Below are 20,704 nucleotides of genomic sequence, written 5' to 3' on the forward strand. Positions count from 1 at the left end.
GGAGGGGCATCCCCTCAGGGCGTCCATCGCTCGGCTTCGAGCAGATCCGGGTCGTCGCCGAGCGCGGCGGACCGGCTCGTGAAGGTCGCGCCCGCGTCGCGCGTCTGGTGGAAGCGGGCGCGGAAGAGCTTCGCATGCGAGAAATCCGCCTTCTCGACGCTCGCGTGCGAGAAGTCGGCGTACGTCAGGTCGGCGTCGCGGAAGGTCGCCAGCGGGCAGGCCGCCCGCTGGAAGATGGCCTGGTAGAGGTCGGCGCCGGCGAGGTTCGCCGCCTCGAGGTCGGCCTCCGCGAAGATCGCCTGCCGCGCCTTGAGGCCGGCCGCGGAGACGCCCGCGAGCCGCGCGCCGAAGAAGAGGCCGCGCTCGGCGTCCGCGCCGTCGAGCTTCGCCGCGGTGAGGTCCGCGCCCTTGAAGCTCGCCTGGACGAGCCGGGCGCCTCGCAGGTCGCACCCGGCGAGGTCGGCGTCGGTGAGCTGCGCCAGGGTCAGGTCCATGCCCGACAGATCCTGCCCGCGGAGGCGGGCGCCGACCAGCACCGTGAGGTGCATCGTCGCGCCGCGCAGGCTCGCGGTCGACAGGTCCGCCTTGATGAAGCAGGCCTGCTTGAGCTTCGCCCCGTCGAGCGCGAGGCGCGCTGCCTCGGTCTCCACGAGCGAGAACCGGTCCAGGTTGGCCTCGCGGAAGCTCGTCTCGTCGGCGCGCCCCTTGATCATGCTCCCGATCGTGAGGTTCACGCGGTCGAAGCTGGCCCGCGACACGTCGCACTCGGCGAAGCTCGCGGAGACGAGGTCGCTCTCGTCGAGGCGCGCGTGGAGGAGCGCGCACCCGCTCCACACGGCGTGGCGGGCCCGCGCGCCGGACAGGTCGGCGCCCGAGAGGTCGCACCCGTTGAACATCGACTCGCTGACCTTCGCGCCCTTCAGCCTGGCGCCGCGGAACGTCGTCTTCTCGAACACGACGCCCGACAGGTCGAGCCCCGACAGGTCGAGCCCCGAGAGGTCCTCCCCGGCGATGACCTCGCCCTCGGCCACCTTCGCGAGCAGCTCGTCGCGGGTCACTTGCTCTGCCCCGTGAACACGACGTTCTTGATGTGCGCGTCGGAGAAGGTGGTCCGCTGGTCGCCCTTCGCGTCGAGCAGGTTGGCGCGGAAGAGGTTCGTGTTCTCGAAGCGGGCGCCGGGCACCTTCGCCTTCTGCAGCATGGCGTCCATGAGGTTCGCGCCCGTCAGATCCGCCTCGGTCAGGTCGGTCCGCATGAACCGCGCGCCCTTGCCCGAGAGCTGCACGAGGCGCGCCTTCCGGAGGTTCGCCTCGCTGAAATCCGCGTTGTCCGCCGTGGCGCCCTCGAAGATCGCGCCCTCCAGGTCGACCCCGCGGAGGTTCGCCCGCGCGAGCTCGGCGCCGGTGAAGTCCGCGCCCGGCAGCGCGGAGGCGGAGACCACGCGCAGGGCCGTGGCCCTCGCCTTGCGGAACGAGGCCTCCTCGCCCTTGAACTCGACGAAGGCCGCGTCCTCGAGCTCGGCCTCGCCGAAATCCGCGCCCGCCCCCGTGCACTGGAAGAACGTCGCCTTGCGCAGGCTCGCGCCGGCGAAGCGCGCGCCCGTGAGATCGAGCTGGAAGAAGAGGACGTCGTCCGCCTGCGCGCCGCTGAAGTCCGCGCCTCGCACCCGGGCCTCCAGGAAGTCGGCCTCGGCGAGGTCGGCCCCCGAGAACCGCGCCTCCTCGAGCCACGCCTTGTGGAGGACCGCCTTGCGGAGGTCGACCCCGTCGAAGCTCGCGCGCGAGGCGCGCGCCTCGCCGAGGTTCGCCCCGCGCAGCGTGGCCTTCCCGAGCCGCGCGCCCTCGAGCTTCGCGCGCGTGAGCACCGCGCCCGTCAGATCGGCCCCGCCGAGGTCGCACGCCGACAGATCCGCGCCCTCGAGGAGCGCCTCGCGCAGGTCGGCGCCCGCGAGGCTGAGCTCGTGGAGGTCGGCGCCCGTCAGGTCGCGCCGGGCGAGCGACTCGCCGGCGGCGAGCGCCCGCTCCACCTCGGCGCGCAGGTCGGATTTCTTCCCCTCGGGCGCCGGCTCGGCCGGCGGATAGAAGTGAGCGAAGGCGCGGTACGCGAGGAGGACGTTCTCCTCGGCGCTCCGGAGGCTCGCCGCGAACGCCGGGTCCGCGAGCTTCGCCTCGATGTCGTCCATCGGGGCGCCCGCCTTGCGTCCCACCTCCGCGAGCTCGCGCAGGCGGGCCAGCTCCTCGTCGGCGCTGAACTTCGGCGGGCCGCCCCCGTCGCTCTTGCTCTTCGCGACCACCGCGTCGAAGTCGAGCCCCTGCTCGGCGCACAGCTTCCGCACCTCCTCCTCGGTGGCCCTGCGCTGCTCCTCGGCGTCCTTCTGGAGCTCCGCGGCTTCCAGGTCCATCCGGGCGGCGTAGTCCGCGAGCTCGTCGGGCCTCGGCTCCTCCGGGCGCTTGATCTCCCGCGGGAGCTTCTCGTCCGGGTTCATCCCGAGCACGAGCAGGGTGAGCCGCGCCTGATCGAGCTCGCGCTGCGCCCGCGAGATCGACCGCTCCTCCATCGCCCCCTCGCGCCGGATGAGCTCGTCCATGTCGCTGATGACCTCGTCCGGGAACGACGGGGCGTCGGGCTCGGGCTCCGGAAGCAGATCCTTCTCGCGCAGCGCGTGGAGGTGCCCCTTGTCCTTGTCGAGCCGCCGCTCCAGCGCCGCGCGGTAATGCTCGACGGGCCTCGGCGCGTCGGCCCGCTCCAGGCCGGCGATCAGCACGCGCACGTCCTCGGCGTCGTCCTCGGCCACCGGCACGACGCCGCGGAAGATCGCGACGCCGCGCTCGAGGTCGGGGAAGAGGAGCACCGTCTCCAGGCGCGTCGCGACCTCCCGGAGGGGCTCCTCGCCGTCGGTCACCGTCTCGCCCGTCTCGCCCCGCTGCCGCACGAAGCACCGGGCGCGGAGCTTCGGAGCGTGGGTCTCGAGCAGCGGCCGCGCCGGGTGCAGGTTCTTCAGGCGGATGGCCTCCCCGCCCTCGAAGTAGTCGGGCAGCCGCTGGTCCTCCGGGGCCACCTGGAAGTACGCGGGGTCGAGATCCCGGGCGAACCCGGGAAAATCGTGCTGGAGCCACTCGCCGCCGTAGGTGCCGAGCTTGGCCGTCCGCGAGGCGAGCGTGGGGTCGAGCGCCCCGAAGCCCGCGGGGGGCGGCCTGTCGCCCGGCGACATGAGGAGGCGTCGCGGGTCCTCGAGGTGGGGCAGGGGATGCACCTGGGTCCCCTCCTCGTCGACCGGGGCGAGCCCCATCCCCCTCGGGTTCAGCGGGTACTCCGCGCCGCCGAAGGCGTATTCCCAGGCGAGCGGCATCTCGGTGATCGGCTCGGGCTCGGTCGGCGCGCCGAGGTGCCACCGCCGCTTGCCGACGACCGCGATGGACTTGTCGACGAGGGGCCTGTCGGCCGGGCCGACCTCCAGGCCCGCGGCGAACGCCGGCCGGGGCTCCCCGCCGGGCGAGAACGCCTTGCCGAAGACGAGGACCTCGCCCCGCGGCTTGGGCATCCCCTCGTCGAGGAGGCCGTCCTTGCCGAGCGCGGGCATCACCCGCTGCCACATCGACACCTCGGGCAGCGGGACCTCCGGCGCGTCGAGCGGGAAGAACACGAGGAGCCCGATGCTCAGGTGATGGTTGCGCCGGACCGTGAGCACGCGCTGAAGGACGGAGAGGCGGAGGGGCTTGATGACACGCATGGGGCTCGGAGGATCGGTGTTCGCGGGTGGCGCCTCGCTCCCGCCCTTTCGCGGTCGAGGCCGATGTCTCGCTGGCTTGGCGACGGCGCGCCTCGTCGCTAGCTGACCACGAAGATGCCGTGCTTCCTGATCTCGGCCGCGACGCTCTGCAGGGTGAAGCTCCCGTTCTTGAGCTCGACGGTCTTCGTCGTGAACTTCGGACCCTGGATGGTCAGCTCGGGACCGTTCTTCACGGAGACCGACGCGCCGAGCTTGAACTCCACGGAGTTGGTGAGGTTGAACGACAGCTTCTGGCCAGCGGTGACTTCCATGTTCCTGCTCAGCGAGAACGACTGCTTGCTCCCCACCGTGAACTCCTGCGCGCTCGTCGCCTTGAGCTCCGTCGTCTGCGCCAGCTTGATGTCGAGCGACTTGGAGACGTTGACCGACGTGAACCCGCCCGCCTTCAGGTCGAACGCCTGGCCGACCGTGACCGAGACGGCGCGGCTCAGCTTCAGATCGGTCGACGCGGCGGCCGCGACCGACAGGAACGCGCCCAGCTTGATGTCTCTCCCCGCCCCGATGGTCATCGACGAGTTGAAGCCGTGCACCTCGGAGGTCGCGCTGCCCTTCGTGATGAGGACATAGTTGCCCTCCCGCTCCTTTGTGTCGTTGCCCGTGGTCTTTTCGTTCCTGTTCCCCTTCGTCTCGATGTTGAGGTCCGACTGCGAGAAGATGTTCACGTCGGCGGCCAGGGACTTGATGTGGACATTGCCCGACTCGGAGGTGATCGTCACATCGCCCTTGGCCGTCTCGGTGAGGGTGCCGGCGACGGCCTGCGTCGTGATGTCGCCCGCGGTGGCGGTCGTCGCGATGTCGCCAGAGGCGGCGGTCGTCGTGATGTGGTCCTCCACGGTGCTCGTCCAGCTGGCGCCGACCTGGAAGTCCATGTTCACCCCGCTGTCGAGCAGGATGTTGCCGTCGGTCTTGCCGATGAGCTCGTGCCCCTTGTTGGGCGACCCCATGCGCATGTACGTGTTCGAGTACGGCGTCGAGAGCGTGATGCGCTGTGACCCGGCCTGGTCCTCCAGCTCCAGGCGGTTCCTGCCGCCGGTCTGGATGACGTTCTTCGTGTGGTTGCCGCTCGTCACCGGGCTCGGCGTGAGCACGTTGGGCACCACGCCGGCGATCACGGGCCGGTCCGGGTCGCCGCCGAGGAAGCTCAGCACGACCTCGGTCCCCCGGCGCAGCGGGAAGTGGAACCCTTCGACGCCGCCGCCGTGCGGCTGCATCATGCGCACGAACGTGGAGCCGCTGCCGTCGCGCGGGCTCGCCTCGTCGAACTTGAGCTTGACCAGGTAGCGCCCGTGCTCGTCGATCTGCGCGTACTCGCTCGACGCCGAGCCGTCGACGGTGCCGTTCTCGTAACCGTAGATGCGCGGCCACGCCGTCCGCGACTCCGCCCTGAACTGCGTCGCCGCCGGGATGGCCGAGACCTCGACGAAATAGACCTCTTCGTGGGTGAGCCCGGCGAGCTCCTCGAAGTCGCCGTGCCCGGCGGACTGGTTGCCGTGGTGGCGCAGCTCGACGGCGAGGTACTTCGCGTTGAACCGCGCGCGCGGGTGGTCCTCGAGCTCGAACGTGGTCCCCGAGCGCAGGTGGAGCCGCGCGCCGGTGGCCTGATAGACCGCCTCCCGGGCGAGGTATTCCTCCGCGCGCAGCTGGGCCAGCCGCTTGCCGGCGTCGGCGCTGAAGAAGCGCTCGCCATGGAGGCTGATCTCCCCGGTGCCGTACGGGGACACCGGCGCCGCGCCCGCGAGGGGGAAGTGCGGCCGGACATAGTCGTAGTCCCTGAGCTTCACCCGCGACGGCAGCGCCCCGTGCTGGCAGGAGAAGGTGCGGAACGAGGCCGAGGCGCTCCGGTCCTCGCCGGTCTGGGGGTGGTAGCGGACCGGCGTGTGGAGCGGCTCGGCGGGGTAGCTCCTGTCGTCGCAGAGGATGAGCTTCTCGCCGTCCTCGGTGTGCTCGAAGTAGTAATAGATGCCTTCCCGCTCCATCCAGCGCGAGATGAAGTCGAAGTCGCTCTCGCGGTACTGGCCGATGTGCTCCTCGGTCTCGTAGCTGCCGAGGTTGAGCTCGACATCGCCGCCCGTGATGCCGTTCTCCTCGAGCACGAGCTTGATCACGTCGGGGACGCTCTTCTTCGTGAAGATGCGGCTGTGCTTCGACAGCGTGAGCCCCCAGAGCCGCGGCACGAGGACCGCCCGCAGCAGGGCGCGTCCGCCGAACTCGTGCACGAGGTCGACGCCGGCGAGCACGCCGGTGAACACGTAGGGCGGATTGGTATCCTCCAGGCGGTCGATCGAGAGCCGCGCCTTGGCCCCGACCATCTCGGCGAAGTCCGTGTCGTCCTCGCCCTCGCTCGGGATGGAGAGGAAGATCTCGAACCTGTAGGGGCGCGAGATCGCCTCCACGCCGCGGAAGCCGACGACGCGCGCCGGGCCCTGCAGGATGCTCGAGGAGAACGTGATGAGGTCGCTCATGGTCGTGTCTCTTCCAGGGTGCGAGGAGGCGAATGCTCCGCCTTCGTTCCCGAGGGCGCTCGTCTCATGGAGCTAGACGTAAAAGATTCAGCGAGTCAACCATGTGAAGGAACATCAATGTCCTCTCCCGCCGGTGGTATCTCGACGATGGCGCGCAGGACGGCGCCGTTCGACTTCGCGTTGGCGAGCTTGACTCCATAGACGTTGGCGCCCGCGAGGTCCGCTTCGCGCAGATCGGCGCCATCGACGTTGGCGCACGCGAGGCTCGCTTCCTTGAGCTTCGCCGCGCGCAGGATGGCGCCAGCGAGGTTGGCGTTCGCGAAGCTCGATCGCGAGAGGTCGGCCTTGCTTCCGTTGGCGCCGGCGAGGCTCGCCCGGTCGAAGACGGCGTCGGTGAGGCGGGCCTGCCGCAGGTCGGCGCCGTCCAGCGACGCGCCCTCGAAGCGCGTGTGCGCGCCTCTGGCCGAGGTGAGGTCGGCGCTCGTGAGGATCGCCGAGGAGAGCTGCGTGCGGTCCAGCGTGGCGCGGGAGAGGTCGGCGCGCGTCAGGTCGGCCGCCGTGAGGCGCGCGTCGGTCAGGTCGGCGCCGCTCAGGTTGGCCCTGGCGAGGCGCGCGGAGGTGAAGTTGCACCGGGCGAGCGTCGCGCCGGCGAGGTTGAGGCGCTCGAGGGAGGCGCCGCTCCAGTCGAGGCCGTCGAGCTCGGCGCCGGCGAGCTCGAGGTCGTCGAGCGGCTGGCCGCTCTTCAGGCGGGCGAGCACCGCCGCGCGCATGCCGCGCGCCTCCGGCTCGGGCGGGGGGGCGTCGGGCGGGGGTGGCTCGGGCGGGGGTGGCTCGGGCGGGGGTGGCTCGGCGGGCGAGGCGTCGGCGGGGACGGCGGGAGCGGCGTCGGCGGGAGCCGCTTCGACGGGCGGGGCGGCGCTCGCGGGCGCGGGCTGGTCGATGACGGGGTGCGTCTGGTCGAGCCCGGCGAGCGGCGGCTGCACCCGGGGCGGCGGCTCGGGCGACGCGGCGTCGGGGCCCGGATGGGCGAAGGGCATCGCGAACGGCACGGAGCCGGGGGCAGGCTCGGGGCGCGGCGGCGGCTCGGGCGCGGGCACGAAGGGCAGGGGCGGGGGAGATTGCAGCGGCGTCACCTGCTGCGTGACGGCGCTCCAGTGCGGCTCCTGGCGCTGCGAAAAGGGCAGGGGCGGGGGAGATTGCAGCGGCGTCACCTGCTGCGTGACGGCGCTCCAGTGCGGCTCCTGGCGCTGCGAGAAGGGCAACGGGGGCAGCGAATGCAGCTTCGTCACCTGCTGCGTGACGGCGCTCCAGTGCCCCGCCGGGAGCTCCGCCCCCCGGGTGGCAAGCGCGCTCCCCAGCTCCGTGATCGCGATGGGCGCGAGCGGCGGGGCGATGCCCGCCGCCGTCGAGGGCCACGGCAGGGGCCGCCCGGGCATCTCGACGCCCGCGACCACCCGCATCCGGGCCGGCAGGTCGTCCGGCAGGAGCGCGACGTTCCCCCGCCAGACGAGCGAGCAGAGCAGGTGATCCGCATCGATCGTCAGCGTGTCGGCGACGAGCTCGATCGGATGCCCCGGGTCGTCGCCTCCCGGCCCGGTCCGATGGAGCCGCGCGAGCCCGCGCGCCGACGGCAGCCTGGACCGGATCCACGGCATGTGCGGGTGCAGCCCCTGAAGAAAAATCCACTCGTCGCCGCGGAGGAGCTCGATCTGCTGGTCCGCGGGGGCGGCGTGGAAATAGCGAAAATCGAAGCTGCCATCGAGATCCGGCGCCAGGAGGTCGGGCGCCTGATCCCGCGCGAGGAGGCCGCTCCTCGGAGCCCAGTGCCTCGCGATGGGCCCGACGCCCGCGGGCCTCACCGGATGGGCCGGATCCACGACGCTCGGCAGCGCCGTCCCGGAGCCCACGCCGACCGGGTTGGCGTCGATGTGCGGGCCGCCGAACGCGCGCTCGTACTCGAGCGGCATGAGGCTGAAGGGACGCGGGCTCGGCGCCTCTCGCGTGGATTCGCCGTAGACGTGGAGCACCTTGTTGAAGACCCAGCGATCCTCGCGGAAGAGCGCGACCCGCACCGCGAGCGCCGTCGCGGTCGTCCCCGCGGGGGCGGCCGCGTGTCCGCGCACGAGGACCCCTGCGCCCGGCAGGTAGGGCGCTGTCTCACACGCCTCCTCCAGGCTGCCGCGCCCCTCGCGGAGCTTGTCGGAGCGGACCAGCGGCGCCGGGGCGGCGAGCTCGGCGTTCCGGTCGTGGACGAGGGCAAACGTGGCCTTGACGATGACCGTGAGCCGCTCTGCGCCCTGCATGCGCCACAGCACGGCCCCGCAGGAGGCCGGCGTCAGGGCGACGATCGGGAGAGGCCAGGGCGATTGCACAGCGTGATCTCGGCTGGCCCGCGCGCCTTCGTGCAGCGGAGGGCTCTCAGACAGCCGACGATACTCGGCGAGTCTCTCGGACGCAAGCGCGGGAGACGCAAGCGCAGGAATTGACGCTGAGGATCACTCGTGTCGAGCCTTCTCACAGGACCATGTCGCTGTGAAGATCGGCTGAGCCGAAGAATCTATGGTGCATGTAGGGAAAGGCCATGACGGCTCGCCCGTGTGCCGCGGCGAGGCACGTTCGGCACTCAGGCTGTGCTGGGTCGGTAGCTGTGTCGTCTGGCTGAAATGTTCGCCCCTTGCAGGAGTCGAGAAACCAATGCAAGGACGCCGAACCGCCAGGACGCAAGAAAGAATAAGGCTGCTCCGTGCGATCTGTCGGCGCCCGCTCCGGCAAGAAGCATGGCGGCCCTCGCCGCCGTCGTGTCCCGCGCTGAGCCATCGTCGGAACGACAAAGCGTCGTGTGCGCCCGCTCGCCAAAGAGCGCCCCCGGGGATCACTCCTGATCTGCTTTTGGTGGCTGCCCTCCGTGGTGGGCGGGCTCACGCAACCCAAGGTTACCAGCGCGGGTCGCCGGAGCTCGTGACGAGCTCGGCGCCCAGAGAGAGGAGCCCAGGGATGAGCATGGACAGCAAGGAGTCCTCGCAGGCCGTCATCGCGACGCACGGTGGCGGTCCGGTGAACCTCGAACTTGTCGCGCAGAGCCTCCGCGAGGAGCAGATAGCGAGCATACGGCAAGAGGCGGTAAGATCGGCCATCCTCTCGGTGACCGAACTGCGCCAGGGCCGGAGGCGCTGCGATTCGCTCGCCTTCAGCGAGTGGGTAGAATTCTCGTCTGCGCCGGGGCCCCGCGGATAGCCGGAGAGCGCGGCGGCACGAGCGCAGCGAGCAGCCCCGTCATCTGCTGACCAGCTCGTGGAGGAGAAGCTACAGCCATGGCATCCATCATGAGGCTGCCCGTCGCGGGCGAGCCAGAGCACGCGGTGCCCATCTCGACCTATGTCGTCAAGCTCGTGAGCCGCTGCAATCTCAACTGTAGCTATTGCTACATGTACAACCTGGCGGATCAGACCTACAGGAGCCAGCCGGCGGTCATGCGTGACGAGGTCACGGCGGCGATGTGTCGGCGCATCGTCTCGCACGCAAGACGGCACGGCATCGCGGGCGTGCACATCATCGGGCACGGCGGAGAGCCCCTGCTCCTCGGCAGGCAGCGCTTCCGCGCGTGGGTCGAGCAGGTCAGGGGCACGCTCGATGAGGGCGGCGTGTCGTCGTGCTTCACCGTCCAGTCGAACGGCGTCTCGATCGACGATGCGTGGATCGAGCTCCTCGCCGAGCTCGCCGTGCGCGTGGGTCTCAGCATCGACGGTCCGAAGCGGTTTCATGATCGCCACCGCGTAGACCACCAGGGCCGTGGCTCGTTCGACGACGTGATGACGGCGATCCGGCGCCTCCAGGCCCACCCTCTCGGTCCCGGGATCTTCGCGAATGTGATCGCGGTCGTCAATACGGACATTCCGCCCCGGGAGATGTTCGAGCTGTGGCAGTTTCTCGACATCCCGGGCCTGGAGATCAACCTCCCCCACGCCAACCACGCGCATGCGCCGCCCTCGGGCGCGATGTCGTACGGCGACTGGATGATCGAGTTCTTCGATCTCTGGTTCGAGCAGAATCGGCCGGATCGCCACGTGCGGTACTTCGAGAACATCCTGCGTCTGCTCTTCGGGCACCCGAAGAGCACCGACAACATCGGCGGAAAGCCCGTGGGCGCCGTCATCATCGAGACCGACGGCGGCATCGAGCCGACCGACGCCTTCAAGTGCTGCGAGCACGGCATCACCAAGCTCGGTAGCAACGTCCTGCGCAACGAGATCGATGACGCGTACCGGTCCGCGATCCTGCGCAAGATGCTGGGCGGCGTATCCGAGCTCTGCGCGCAGTGCCGTGCCTGCGAGCTGCGCGACGTGTGCGGAGGCGGGTACATGCCGCACCGCTTCAGCCGCGAGCGGCGGTTCGACAACCCCTCCGTGTACTGCCCCGACCTGCTGAAGCTCATCCGTCACATCCGGATGCGCGTCCTCGCGTCGCTGCCACCCGATCTGGTCGCCGCGGCCGCCCGGCGTGCGACGGCCCGCGAGGCCGACAGCCGCGTTGACGAGCGGCGTGATCCCAAGATCGCGGAGCGGGAATGAGCTTCACCGCGGAGGACGCTCACCGGAGCGCTTCAATCGCCGTGAGGCGCCGGAGTCGGCTCGAACTCGGATCCGGGCGGGATCTTGTCCGAGGTGCGCAGGTACCACCACGGCGAGTGGTCGCCCCAGGAGACCGGCAGATGGATCCACCTGAGGTTCGGGATCTGGTCGATGATCAACGCCGTGACGCCGAGCACCATGTACATCACCAACCACGGGACCTGTTTCACTGTCTCCGTCCCCCGCATCCAGCGGCCGTTTTTCTCGATGTACTCCCGACCGAAATGTTCGAAACTACCCAAAGAGCATGGTGGCAGGCGCGGCACAATGTCCTTGCGGTAGATATGTCGGAAGAGCTTGCTCTCGAATTTCTTCCCGATCATGCGGGCGAACGTCCTGTTGCCGACCATCGGCTGCCCGAAGGTGTACACGCCGCGGAGCACATCCCGGAGTTGCTCGATGTTGCTGTCGGTGTAGATGCGCGCCGCGGTGAGGACGGCCAGCGCGCCGCCCAGGCTGTGGCCCGTGATGTAGAGCGCCTCCAGCGCACGCCGGGGCGCCACCTCGGGCCGGCTCCGCGCCGCGCGGCGAGGCCCGGCGGCTCGGCCCACCGGGGCTGGCGGATGACACGACTGGAGGGGGGTCGTCATGTCGTCGAAAATGCGGCAGATGGGTGTGCCTTCGAGCATCCCTTTCAGGAAGCGTCGGAGCTGCGGCCACAGGGCCCAGGTGGCGCGAGCGAAGCCGCCGTGTACGGATCCGGATCCTGCTCGTTCGAATGGAGTCATTCGGACGTTCGTGCTCATCAGCCATGTGATGAGGCTCACGGGTCGTGTCCCCCGGAAGCAAAGGATCGCCAGCCGCCCATCTCTACTCTGCGCGAGATACGCGTACGGGGACACGAAGAGCGCTTCATTCTCGAAAGTGAGCCGGATACACTCGCAATCGATGCCGTGGTTTTTCATCATCTCCTGAAACGACTCGATGTCCGAGTAAGCCCACGTCGATGCCCTGGCGAGTATACTCGTGACCTCCGGGTCGTAGCTCCCACCCTTCGCGCTCACCAGATGATCGAGCGTCCGGTGGTCGCCCCCACTTTTCGCGCTCTCCTCCCTCCCCATGCGGACGCTGGCATCATCTGAGATGGACACATCCTCGTCCGGATCAACATCATAGGGATCTTGCTCGATATCATCGAATCTCATGGTGGCCTCCTCCATGGATTGACGCCACACGACCCTGCGTCCGCGCGGGTCTGCCGCAGCCATCACGCGCCGGCGTCGCTGCGCTGACTCGCCTCGGCTCCCGTGCTGACATCGGAGCACCCATCGCGTCCACGGCGTTCGTAGGACCCTACCCGCGCCAGCGCAACCGGCGGGCGAGCTCATCGTGAAGTGCGAGGACCGGATACCGGCTCGGGGCACTCTGCAACCGCCCGCCTACTCCGGTACTCCGGCGCGGGCGCGCTCGCGATGCGCTACCAGAGCGAGTCGGGGCACAGCTCCGAGCGCGACGTCTGGCCGGTCCAGATCGCCTACTACGATGGCAAGCAGATCGTCGCGGCGTGGTGCTGCCTGCGCGCGTCGTTCCGGCACTTCCGCGCCGGGAACACACCGGAAATCGGCACCACCGTCGTCCCGACCGTCGCGCGGGTGACCGGGCGGCCGGCCCGCACGTTCGCGCAGTGGGCCCGGGAGCACGCGGCAGCGTTCGCGGCATAGGTGAAGACCTCACCCGGTCCAGCCCTCTCCGGGAGAGCGGCTGGACTTCCCGCAGGCCTGCCGTGAAGGCGGCCCTCGACCGCAGCGCTTACCCGATCGAGGCGCCGTCGCGCTCGTCGCGCTCGCCCAGCCACGCGCGGGCGAGCGCGAGCGTGCGGGCGTGATCGTGCACGTTCTCCAGGAATCCTGCCCGCCACACGGGGTCCGCGATCCGCGCCGCCCGCTCCAGCAGCCGGCCGCGGGCGGTGGCGATCGCGGCGCGGGCCTCCCCGTGCGCGCCGCACGCCTCCAGGGCCTCCGCGCGCACCAGGTAGATCTGCGACTCGCCCTCCTCCAGGTGGCCCTGCGAGGCGATGATCGGGGCGGCGAGCTCCGCGGCCCGGTTCGCGGCTTCGAGCGCCTCGGCGGCGCGCCCCGCGGCGAGCAGCACCCCCGCGAGCGTGCCCAGAGCGCACGGGATGAGCGGCGGGACATCCGCCAGGAGCTCGCAGCCGCGGCGCGCCTCCGCCTCGGCGCGAGCGAGATCCCCCGCGAGGCGAACCACGTCCGCGAGGTAGACGTAGGTGCCCCCCTCCATGCGCCGGTCGCCCGAGGCCACGAACGACCGGAGCGCGTCGTCCAGCAGGGCGCGCGCCTCGTCGAGCTCGCCGAGGTAGCTGAGCGTTCGGCCGAGGTTCTCCTTGGCGAACGCCACCATGTACAGCAGGCCGAGCCGCTCCGCGTCGGCGATCGCTGCGCGGAGCAGGCGCGCGGCGTCGGCGTACGCGCCGAGCTCGTTGCAGAAGTGGCCGGCGTTGCCGCGCGCGCCGCAGGCGCCGCGCACGTCGCCCGCCGCCTCGAAGGTGCGGATCGACGCCTCGCCGAGCTCCCGGGCGGTGCCGACGTCCCCGGCCAGGATCGCGCAATGCGTGCGCAGGCGCAGGACCGGCGCGCTCACGGTCGGGTCGTGCTCGAAGCGCGTGAAGGACGCGTCGATGCGCGACGACAGCGCCTCCGTCTCCTCGCTCTGGCCCTTCTTGTAGAGCAGGACCATGGCCGCCTGCGCCATGGCGATGAGCTCGGGCCCGGTCGTCGCCTCCGCCGACCACCGCGCGCACAGCGCCCTGGCGAGCGCGACGACGCCGTCCTCGCGCCCCACCAGGTGGGAGGCCCAGAGCGCCACGCACGCCGCGCGGCACCACGGCGCGCCCCCCTCGGGCAGCGCCGACATCGCCCTCGTCGCGTGCAGCTCGGCCGCCGCGCTCTCGCCCCGGTACTGGTACGCCTCCGCCTGGACCGTCTCGATCTCGCCGAGCGCCTCGCCGGCCGCGCCGCACGCGATCGCGCGCTCGGCGCGCTCGATCGCCGCCGCGTAGTCGTTGCCGCCGAGCGCCTGCTCGGCCGCCCGGCGGTAGCAGCCGATCGCGCGCTCGAGCTCGCCGCCGCGCTCGAAGTGCGTGGCGAGGACCATGGCGTCGGTCTCGCCGGCCTCGGCCAGCCACGCGCCCGCGAGGCGGTGGCCGAGCCGCCGGTCCTCCTCGGTCAGCATCTCGTAGGCCGCGTCGCGCACGAGCGCGTGCCGGAAGGCGTACTCCACCTCGCCCTGGAACGTCGACTCGTGCACGCGCGTGATGAGCTCGCTCCGCGCGAGCTCCGCGAGGCACGCGTCGAGGTGCGCCTCGCTCGCCCCGGCCCCGAGCAACGCGCCCGCCGCGCCGCGCCAGAACGCGCCCCCGAGCACGCTGCCCGCGCGCAGCACCCGCCGCGCGTCCGGCGCCTGCCCCTCCAGGCGCGACTGCATCATCGCGAGCACCGTCTCCGGGACGCCGCCGCCGTGGCCCTCCGCCGCGGCGCGCACGAGCTCCTCCAGGAAGAACGCGTTGCCCCCCGAGCGGTCGACGATCCGCGCGACGCCCTCGGCGTCGAGCCCCCCGAGCGCCTCGCCGACGAGCTTCTCGCACGTCCTCCGCGCGAGCGCCGTCAGCCGCAGATCCGTCAGCGCCCGCTTGCTCCACAGGTCCGGGAAGGCCTCGCGCACCTCGGGGCGCGCGAGCGCCAGCACCATCAGCCGCTCGCCCTCGAGGACCCGGAGCGCCGCGTCGATGTACTCGACCGTGGGCCGGTCGCCCCAGTGCAGGTCCTCCAGCACGAGCAGGAGCGGCCGCGCCCGGGACTCGGCGCGCGCGAGCTCCACCCACGCGGCCTGCATCTGGTCGCCCATGAGCTTCGCGTCCTGCCGCGCCGCCCGGAGCAGCACGCTCTCGTCCGCCGGGAAGGGCGTGCCCGCCATCTCGCCCAGGAACTCGGCGACCTGCCGCCGCAGCGGCTCGGCGACGTTCACCGCCACGCGCGCGGCGAGCTTCTGCCGCCGCGCGTCGAGCGGCTCGCCGTCGAGCAGCCGCGCGGCGCGGCGGACCACCTGGCCGAGCAGACCGAACGGCGCGCCCACCCGCATCGGATCGCCGCGCGCGATCCAGAGCTCGAAGGGCTCGCCGCGCGCGCCGAGGCGCCGCACGAGCTCGTGGCGCAGGCGCGACTTGCCCACGCCGGCCTCCGCCGTGACCAGCACCGCGCGGGCCTCGGACTCGGCCACGCACTCGTCGAAGGTCGCCTGGAGGAGGAGCAGCTCGCGCTCCCGCCCCACGCACCGCGTCGGCTTGCCCAGCAGCATGCGCGCCTCGTCGGCGGGCTCGAGCTCGCCGACGAGCGCGAGCCCCGCGCCGTCGAGGGCCACCTCGAAGCGGTCGCCCAGGAGATCCGCGGTCATCCGGTCGAGGAGGACGGGGACCGCGTCGGCCGAGCTCGCCGCGAGCAGCGCGCTCGCGCGGTCGATGACCTGCCCCATCGGCTGCGTCTTCTCGAGCTCGTCCCAGCCGGTCGCGAGCGCCACGCGCGCGCGGGGCAGGAGGTCGCGGAGGGCGAGGGCGCAGCGCGCGGCGTTCACCGCGAGATCCGTCGGCGAGCCCGCGCCGGAGAGGACGGTCGCGAGGGAGCCGTCCCGGAGCAGCTCGAGCTGCGCGCCGTGCCGGGCGGCGACCTGCCGGAGCGCCTGCGACGTGTCGAAGAGCGTGCTGAGCAGCGGGGCGTCGCTGAGCGAGGCGGTGATCTCGCCGGAGTCGAAGCGCGCGGGGATCCGGCCGCCGGCCGCGTCGGACGCGAGGATCACGCTGACGAGGCGCCGCTCGCGGCGCGTCAGGCCGGCGGCCGACGTGGGCGCGCTCGAGGACGACTCGGCGACGCGCTCGGCGAGCGCGCGCAGCTCGTCGAGGACGGCCCGCGCGGCGGGGCGCTCCTCCGGCCGCTTGGCGAGCAGCCGCGTCACGAAGGCGTCGAGCTCCCGCGGGAGCCCGGGCACCAGCGCGCTCGGGCGCGGGGCCTCCTCGAAGACCACCCTGGCCAGCAGGGCGAGCGGGTGCGACGCGGCGAAGGGCGGCCGGCCGGTCAGGCAGGTGAACAGGACGCACCCGAGCGAGTAGATGTCGGCGCGGGCGTCGATCTCGCCTTCGCCGACCACCTGCTCGGGCGCCATGAACGACGGCGTGCCCACCGTCGCGCCGGTGCGCGTCAGCGAGGACGTCGCGTCCTCGAGGCGCGCGAGGCCGAAGTCGACGAGGGTCGCCCGCTCGATCTCGCCGCCCGGGAGGAAGAGGTTCTGGGGCTTGACGTCGCGGTGGACGACGCCCTGCGCGTGCGCGAACGCGAGCCCCTCGGCCACCCGCAAAAGGAGCCTGAGCGCGGCGATCGGCTCCATCCGGCCCCGGGAGAGCCGCGCCCCGAGGTCTTCCCCCTCGAGCCACTCCATCACGAGGTAGAGCTCGCCGTCCGGCGTCGTCCCGTGGGCGACGTACTGGACGATGCACGGGTGCGACAGGCCGGCCAGCGCGCGCGCCTCGCGGGCGAACCGGCTGCGCTTCTCGTCGGTCGGCTCCCTGAGGACCTTGATGGCCACCGGCGCGCCGCTCGCGTCGTCGCGTGCGCGATAAATGGTGCCGAGGCCGCCCTTCCCGGCCTGCCGCTCGATCGTGTAGCGCGCCCCCAAGCGCTCCCCCGGTGTCATCGGGGCTCGAGTATCTCATGGAATGAGGGCGTGTCCGCCAGCCGCAATCGGCGCCGGCGGCCCACGAGGCCACGCCTCGCCGGGGTCGCGACGAGGCCTGAACGATGGCCATCTCCCCGTCCATTTCAGCGAAGTCGTGTCGTCTCGCCGCTGCGTGCGCCTCGCGGGGAGATCACTTCGACCCGTGCGAGCTGCTCGCGGCCGACGCGCGCGGCGAGCTGCGCCCCGAGTTCCGCGAGCGCGACGTGGGAGGCGGCTGGCGCGCGCGCTCTGCGGGCATGACGCGGCTCAGCGGCGCTCTGCGGGCATGACGCGGCTCAGCGGCGCTCTGCGTCAGCGCCCGTCTCGTCCCGATCCGCGGCGCGGGCCGCGTGGAAGGCCGCGTCCAGCCGCGCCGCCTCGCGCGCCGCCTCGCCGTCCGGCAGGCCGCGCGCCCCCGCGGCCGCGACGATCGCCTTCCGGAACCGCGCTCCGGCCCGGCGGTACTCGAGCGTGACGAGCATCAAGCAGAAGGCGACGAGCAGCACGTCGCGGGCGTTCGGTGACGGTAGAGACCAGGCGAGCCAGCCGATGGCGATGGCGAGCAGCGCGCCGCAGAGACCCCAGGACTCCGAGCGCTCAGCGCCCTCGGCCGCCGCCGTGGCGGTCAGCGCGCCGGCGACGGAGGGTGGTGGCTCGGCATCCTTGTCGGAGGGCACTCGCCCCCTTGCGTCATGAACGACCGGCGCGTCGCCGCCGGTCATGGGGGGCGCCGAGGACACCACGACAGCGTTCCCTGCCGCACCGCGATGCATTGAGCTCATACGAACACCCTCCTCGCTTTGCCGTCCGGCCCTGCACAATGTCCGCGCTTGCACGCCGCGCGCCGTCGCGTAAATACGCGAGCACACGAGAGGATCTCACGGCTGAGGCCGCATCGCATGCGCCTTGGTCGCGCAGGGCACGCAATTGGTGCGCGCTCGTCGAGATCTCGGCCTGGACGAGGCGCACCGAGGGCGCCGCGGTGGGTGGATGTCGCTCGCTCCCTCTCCTCCGTGAGCGCGCGGCGCGGCCCGGGCTCCGCGGCGGGGAGCGCAGGCGATCAGGGATAGACGTAGGGCGCGTCCAGCCCGAGCGGGAGCCCGAGCTGCCAGTAGGCGAGGAGGAACAGGCTCCACGCGACGAGGAACGTCACGGAGTAAGGCAGCATCAGCGCCATGAGCGTGCCAATCCCGGTGCCCTTCACGTACTTCTGGCAGAACACCACCACCAGGGGGAAATACACCATGAGCGGCGTGATGATGTTCGTTGTCGAGTCGCCGACGCGATAGGCCGCCTGGGTGAGCTCCGGCGAGATGCCGAGCGACATGAGCATGGGCACGAAGATCGGCGCGAGCAGCGCCCATTTCGCCGACGCGGAGCCGATGAGGAGGTTCACCGTCCCGGTGAGGAGGATGATGCCCACGATGGTCACCGTGCTCGGGAGCGCCATGGCCTGCAGCGTCGCAGCGCCCTTGAGCGCCAGGAGCGCGCCGAGGTTCGACTTGTTGAACAGGTAGATGAACTGCGCGGCGAAGAAGGCCATGACCAGGTAATAGGCCATGGTGCCCATCGTCTTGCTCATCCCGCCGATCACGTCGCGGTGGCTCGTGAACGTGCCCGCCGTGTAGCCGTAGACGATCCCGGGGATCAGAAAGAACAGGAAGATGAGCGGCACGATCGCCGTCATGAGCGGCGCCGTGCTGCTCGTCAGTTGACCGCCCGGCGCGCGCAGGGGCGACGACGCGGGCGCGCTCGCGGCGACGAGCAGGGCGACGCACAGCGCCATCGCCGCGAGCCCCGCCCAGAGCGCGCGCGCCTCGCGCTGCGTGAGGTCCGCCACGCGCGGCTCCTGCTCCGGCGCGGCGTCGACGGGCGTGCGGGCGAGGCGCGGCTCGATCACACGGTCGGTGATGAACCAGCCGAGCCCGACGACCAGCAGGCAGGAGGCGCTGCAGAAGAACCAGTTGCAGAGCGGGTTGACGGTGCGCTTCGGATCGAGGATGCCGGCGCCGGCCTGGGTCAGGCCCTGCAGCAGCGGGTCGAGGCTGGAAGGGATGAAATTGGCGCTGAAGCCCCCCGAGACGCCCGCGAACGCCGCGGAGATGCCCGCGAGCGGGTGCCGGCCAGCGGCCTGGAAGATGACGGCGGCGAGCGGGATGACGAGCACGTAGCCCGCGTCGGCCGCTGTGTGGCTGATGATGGCCACGACGATCACCATCGGCGTGAGCAGCACCCTCGGGGTGATCGCGAGGAGCTTCTTCAGACCGGCGTTGATGAACCCCGAGTGCTCGGCGATGCCGACGCCGAGCAAGGCGACGAGCACCACGCCGAGCGGATGGAAGCCCGTGAACGTCGGGACCATGCTCGCGAGGAACTCGGTGACGGCCTTGCCCGAGAGCTGGCTCTGGACCTGGAGCGGCTGCTTCGTCCTCGGGTCGATCTCGCTGAACTGGAGCGGCGCGAGCGCCGCGGACAGGACCACGACCGCGGCGGCGAGCACGACGAAGAGCAGCGCGGGATCGGGGAGTTTGTTGCCCGCCCTCTCGAGCGCGTCGAGGGCGCGGCTCGCCCGGCCCGCCCGCGCTTCGAGCGGGGCCGGAGGGAGCACGGGTTGCTTGCTGGACATGCGCGCATCGTAAGGCGATCCGCCCGGCGCGTCGCCATGGTCCACCGTCCGGACGACGAAGAGGGCCGCCGGGGTTCGTGATGGAGCCTGTCCGGGGTTGCTGCTCCAGCAGCAAGCGCTGCGTGCGGGGTGCTGCTGGAGCAGCAACGGCAGCGGCCCGGGGCGCGCAGCTTCAGGTGGCGGCCGGCGCTCGCGCGGAGATCCATCGCTCACGGCTGCGGCGCGAGACGTGCTTGCGGGCCTCCGGCCCGGCGAGCCACGGGCGAGGAGCCCATGTTTTCATGAACGTCTTCTGGTTTCTCCCGACGCACGGTGATGGCCGCTATCTCGGCACCGCCGAGGGGGCGCGCCCCGTCTCGCTCTCTTACCTTCGTCAGATCGCGCAGGCCGCCGACGACCTCGGCTATCACGGCGTGCTGCTCCCCACGGGGAGGTCCTGCGAGGATGCCTGGGCGATCGCGTCGGCGATGATCCCGCTCACGCAGCGGCTCCGGTTCCTCGTCGCGCTGCGGCCGGGGATCGTCTCTCCCACGTGGGCTGCCCGCATGGCGTCCACGGTCGACCGCCTGTCGGGCGGCCGCCTGCTGCTCAACGTTGTGACCGGCGGCGATCCCGCGGAGGCCGAGGGCGATGGCGTCTTTCTCGGCCACGACGAGCGCTATGCGGTGACCGACGAGTTCCTCACCATCTGGCGCCGCGTCATGGCCGGCGAGACGGTCGACTTCGAGGGCAAGCACCTGCGCGTCAAGGGGGCGAAGATCCTCTATCCCCCGATCCAGGCGCCGCACCCGCCGCTCTACATCGGCGGGTCGTCGCCCGCGGGGCACGCCCTGGCGGCGCGCCACCACGACGTCTACCTGACCTGGGGCGAGCCGCCGGCCGCCGTGGCCGAGAAGATCGCGGACGTCCGCCGCCGCGCGGCCGCCGAGGGGCGCGAGGTGCGCTTCGGGATCCGCCTGCACGCCATCGTCCGCGAGACCGCCGAGGCGGCGTGGGCCGCCGCGAACGACCTCATCCGGCACCTGGACGACCGCGCCATCGCCGCGGCGCAGCAGGCGTTCTCGCGCTTCGACTCCGAGGGCCAGCGGCGCATGGCGGCGCTGCACAGCGGGCGGCGCGAGGCGCTCGAGATCAGCCCGAACCTCTGGGCCGGCGTCGGGCTCGTGCGCGGCGGCGCCGGCACGGCGCTCGTGGGCGATCCGGAGACGGTCGCGCGCCGCATGCGAGAGTACGCCGCGCTCGGGATCGACACGTTCATCCTGTCGGGGTATCCGCACCTCGAGGAGGCCTATCGCGTCGCCGAGCTGCTCTTTCCGCGGCTCTCCATCGAGCGGAAGGGGCCCGATGTCCGCCCCAACCTCACGGGGCCGTTCGGCGAGGTGATCGCCAACGACATCCTCCCCCAGCGGTCGCAGAGCTGAGCCGGTCGCGGCGCCGCGCTGCGCGGGGCGCCCGCGCCGGCGGCGCGCCCCGCGCGGGG

12 protein-coding genes and 1 pseudogene are annotated in these 20,704 nt (G+C 71.7%); 5 read left to right on the forward strand and 8 right to left on the reverse strand.

Going from position 1 to position 20,704, the window contains the following annotated elements:
• Positions 1-14: 14 nt before the first annotated feature.
• The 4 genes from WMF28_RS11100 to WMF28_RS11115 form a co-directional block, all read right to left on the reverse strand.
• The gene (locus tag WMF28_RS11100) at positions 15-1,058 is read right to left on the reverse strand and encodes a pentapeptide repeat-containing protein (RefSeq protein ID WP_437602153.1); all 1,044 of its coding nucleotides are present in this window, start codon (positions 1,056-1,058) and stop codon (positions 15-17) included.
• Positions 1,055-3,730, reverse strand: a complete 2,676-nt coding sequence (locus tag WMF28_RS11105; protein ID WP_437602154.1) for a DUF2169 domain-containing protein — start codon at positions 3,728-3,730, stop codon at positions 1,055-1,057. The genes WMF28_RS11100 and WMF28_RS11105 overlap by 4 nt, the downstream gene beginning before the upstream one ends.
• A 98-nt stretch (positions 3,731-3,828) precedes the next feature.
• Positions 3,829-6,252: a type VI secretion system Vgr family protein gene (locus tag WMF28_RS11110; protein WP_437602155.1), complete on the reverse strand. Its 2,424-nt coding sequence runs from the start codon at positions 6,250-6,252 to the stop codon at positions 3,829-3,831.
• 95 nt (positions 6,253-6,347) lie between these two features.
• Positions 6,348-8,624, reverse strand: a complete 2,277-nt coding sequence (locus WMF28_RS11115) for a DUF2169 family type VI secretion system accessory protein (protein ID WP_437602156.1) — start codon at positions 8,622-8,624, stop codon at positions 6,348-6,350.
• Between the two features lie 622 nt (positions 8,625-9,246).
• Here WMF28_RS11115 and WMF28_RS11120 point away from each other — a divergent pair.
• Positions 9,247-9,486, forward strand: coding sequence for a hypothetical protein (locus WMF28_RS11120; RefSeq protein WP_437602157.1), 240 nt, complete (start codon positions 9,247-9,249; stop codon positions 9,484-9,486).
• A gap of 77 nt (positions 9,487-9,563) precedes the next feature.
• Positions 9,564-10,820 carry a radical SAM protein gene (locus WMF28_RS11125; protein ID WP_437602158.1) on the forward strand — a complete coding sequence of 419 codons (1,257 nt, stop codon included), beginning with the start codon at positions 9,564-9,566 and terminating at the stop codon, positions 10,818-10,820.
• Positions 10,821-10,852: 32 nt separating this feature from the next.
• Here WMF28_RS11125 and WMF28_RS11130 read toward each other — a convergent pair whose 3' ends face one another.
• A complete protein-coding gene (locus WMF28_RS11130; RefSeq protein ID WP_437602159.1) occupies positions 10,853-12,025 on the reverse strand; it encodes a lipase family protein in 1,173 nt (390 codons plus the stop codon).
• Positions 12,026-12,283: 258 nt separating this feature from the next.
• Between WMF28_RS11130 and WMF28_RS11135 the strand changes: the two are divergent.
• Positions 12,284-12,541 (forward strand): annotated as a pseudogene (locus WMF28_RS11135) (WYL domain-containing protein); the annotation flags it as partial.
• An 88-nt stretch (positions 12,542-12,629) separates the two neighbouring features.
• On the opposite strand, the gene WMF28_RS11140 reads toward WMF28_RS11135, so the two are convergent.
• Positions 12,630-16,577: a protein kinase domain-containing protein gene (locus WMF28_RS11140; RefSeq protein WP_437602160.1), complete on the reverse strand. Its 3,948-nt coding sequence runs from the start codon at positions 16,575-16,577 to the stop codon at positions 12,630-12,632.
• A 104-nt stretch (positions 16,578-16,681) separates the two neighbouring features.
• Here WMF28_RS11140 and WMF28_RS11145 point away from each other — a divergent pair, with 104 nt between their 5' ends.
• Positions 16,682-16,888 (forward strand): hypothetical protein, encoded by a 207-nt coding sequence (locus WMF28_RS11145; protein ID WP_437602162.1) that lies wholly within the window; start codon positions 16,682-16,684, stop codon positions 16,886-16,888.
• Between the two features lie 6 nt (positions 16,889-16,894).
• Here WMF28_RS11145 and WMF28_RS11150 read toward each other — a convergent pair whose 3' ends face one another.
• Together WMF28_RS11150 and WMF28_RS11155 are read right to left on the reverse strand one after the other, a co-directional pair.
• On the reverse strand, positions 16,895-17,380 hold the full coding sequence (locus tag WMF28_RS11150) for a hypothetical protein (protein ID WP_437602163.1): 486 nt from the start codon (positions 17,378-17,380) through the stop codon (positions 16,895-16,897).
• A gap of 278 nt (positions 17,381-17,658) precedes the next feature.
• Positions 17,659-19,224 (reverse strand): AbgT family transporter, encoded by a 1,566-nt coding sequence (locus tag WMF28_RS11155; RefSeq protein WP_437602164.1) that lies wholly within the window; start codon positions 19,222-19,224, stop codon positions 17,659-17,661.
• A 281-nt stretch (positions 19,225-19,505) separates the two neighbouring features.
• On the opposite strand from WMF28_RS11155, the gene ssuD reads away from it, so the two are divergent.
• Entirely contained in the window at positions 19,506-20,645 is a 1,140-nt protein-coding gene (gene ssuD, locus WMF28_RS11160; RefSeq protein WP_437602165.1) for an FMNH2-dependent alkanesulfonate monooxygenase, read from the forward strand.
• Positions 20,646-20,704: the final 59 nt, after the last annotated feature.

Origin of the sequence: Sorangium sp. So ce590 (assembly GCF_051521365.1) — a bacterium.
In the GTDB taxonomy this organism is placed as follows: Bacteria; Myxococcota_A; Polyangia; order Polyangiales; family Polyangiaceae; genus Sorangium.

Excerpts from the sequence above, each read along its gene's own strand:
- WMF28_RS11105 (WP_437602154.1), bottom strand. The coding sequence starts at position 3,730 with ATGCGTGTCATCAAGCCCCTCCGCCTCTCCGTCCTTCAGCGCGTGCTC.
- WMF28_RS11110 (WP_437602155.1), bottom strand. The coding sequence starts at position 6,252 with ATGAGCGACCTCATCACGTTCTCCTCGAGCATCCTGCAGGGCCCGGCG.
- WMF28_RS11120 (WP_437602157.1), top strand. The coding sequence starts at position 9,247 with ATGAGCATGGACAGCAAGGAGTCCTCGCAGGCCGTCATCGCGACGCAC.
- WMF28_RS11125 (WP_437602158.1), top strand. The coding sequence starts at position 9,564 with ATGGCATCCATCATGAGGCTGCCCGTCGCGGGCGAGCCAGAGCACGCG.
- WMF28_RS11130 (WP_437602159.1), bottom strand. The coding sequence starts at position 12,025 with ATGAGATTCGATGATATCGAGCAAGATCCCTATGATGTTGATCCGGAC.
- WMF28_RS11140 (WP_437602160.1), bottom strand. The coding sequence starts at position 16,577 with ATGACACCGGGGGAGCGCTTGGGGGCGCGCTACACGATCGAGCGGCAG.
- WMF28_RS11145 (WP_437602162.1), top strand. The coding sequence starts at position 16,682 with ATGGCCATCTCCCCGTCCATTTCAGCGAAGTCGTGTCGTCTCGCCGCT.
- WMF28_RS11150 (WP_437602163.1), bottom strand. The coding sequence starts at position 17,380 with ATGAGCTCAATGCATCGCGGTGCGGCAGGGAACGCTGTCGTGGTGTCC.
- WMF28_RS11155 (WP_437602164.1), bottom strand. The coding sequence starts at position 19,224 with ATGTCCAGCAAGCAACCCGTGCTCCCTCCGGCCCCGCTCGAAGCGCGG.
- ssuD (WP_437602165.1), top strand. The coding sequence starts at position 19,506 with ATGAACGTCTTCTGGTTTCTCCCGACGCACGGTGATGGCCGCTATCTC.